The 1,143-nt window shown below is 56.3% G+C and carries 2 protein-coding genes; both read right to left on the bottom strand.

Features of this window, described 5'->3' with window-relative positions; genetic code table 11:
* Window positions 1-33 precede the first annotated feature (33 nt).
* On the bottom strand, window positions 34-336 hold the full coding sequence (locus ACPQ6D_RS23780; RefSeq protein ID WP_423226839.1) for a helix-turn-helix domain-containing protein: 303 nt from the start codon (window positions 334-336) through the stop codon (window positions 34-36).
* Window positions 329-697, bottom strand: a complete 369-nt coding sequence (locus ACPQ6D_RS23775) for a type II toxin-antitoxin system RelE/ParE family toxin (protein ID WP_423226838.1) — start codon at window positions 695-697, stop codon at window positions 329-331. Before ACPQ6D_RS23775 ends, ACPQ6D_RS23780 begins: the two co-directional genes overlap by 8 nt.
* Window positions 698-1,143: the final 446 nt, after the last annotated feature.

The raw sequence follows: 1,143 nt of genomic DNA, 5'->3' as shown, positions 1-1,143 counted from the left end.
GCACTACACACAGCCACAACATCGGCCACGGCATCACGCCTGCGCCGAGACCGTTTCGTCTACGGATGACAAACGCACCTCAACGCGCGCCCCGAGCGCCGCAGCCACTTTACTTAGGAAGGAGAGGTTGGGCGGCGTGGTACCGCGTTCAAGACGGGCGATACTTGATTGCTTGGTGCCTACCATCTCGGCCAGTTGTTTTTGCGTCAAGCCGTGCAGGATGCGCAGGCGGGCTACCTGGTAAGCTGGCTCGCGTGCAGCCAACGCCGCAACGAACTCAGGATCCTGCATTCGTTCAGCTTCCCATTCTTCTAGCGACATGAATCTATCATCCATCTTCAATTCCTCCCGTCAACACTTCAGCCAAGCGGCGTTCTGCGATGGCCAACTCCTGTGGAGGCGTCTTCTGGCTCTGCTTGCGATAGGCGTGCAAAATGACGAACCGCCGGCCAATATAGGCAAAATAGAAGAAGCGATTCGCTCCGGGCCGCAATTCCCACAGTTTGCCGCTGACATGCTTGGCGTGGGGCATCCCCAATGAAAGGCCAAACTCCCGCAGCAGGCGAAAGGTTTCCTCGGCCGCAGCCTGCTCAGCGACAGGGAGCACATTCAAGTACTCGGCAATGGGACTGCGTCCGCGGCTGCCCTTGTAGAAGACGACGCGCCACGGCGATGATGGCTGCTCTGGCATTGGCATTGCGCTATTATCACATTCTTGTTATATGACGTCAAGTTGGATGAATCTGACGGTGTGATGCACGGCGTCGACGCGGTGCTTACTGTGGAAATGCTGCGCCCAACTCATAACCCAAACACGCCTTTAGGCGGAATTCGATCTCCCGGCTTTCAGATAACTGCCGCCCCGCTACCTCTCCGCCTCCCCACCCTCCACCGGCTCCGGCTGCCGCAGCCAGGCCTCGATATCAGACCGCAGTACGCGATCAATTACCTTCTTTCCACTTCGCTGACCTGCTATTTGCCCATGAAGTCATGCACATCATCACAAAAGAAGCGATCAATTGTTTTGATGTGCTCCCTGAGAAATTCATCTGTCGTCATCGCGGGGCGAATGTCGCAATAGTAAACACCATCGAGTGCATTGAGTTTGACGGTATAACCCCTGAAGTGGCCGGGAAGGAAGGT

This window comes from Candidatus Amarolinea aalborgensis (genome assembly GCF_900491745.1).
GTDB lineage: Bacteria > Chloroflexota > Anaerolineae > SSC4 > Amarolineaceae > Amarolinea > Amarolinea aalborgensis.
Note: the sequence above shows the minus strand (reverse complement) of the source record. Positions and strands in the feature narration are given on the sequence as shown.

Coding starts and splice junctions, on each gene's coding strand:
- ACPQ6D_RS23780 (WP_423226839.1), bottom strand. CDS start 336: ATGGATGATAGATTCATGTCGCTAGAAGAATGGGAAGCTGAACGAATG.
- ACPQ6D_RS23775 (WP_423226838.1), bottom strand. CDS start 697: ATGCCAATGCCAGAGCAGCCATCATCGCCGTGGCGCGTCGTCTTCTAC.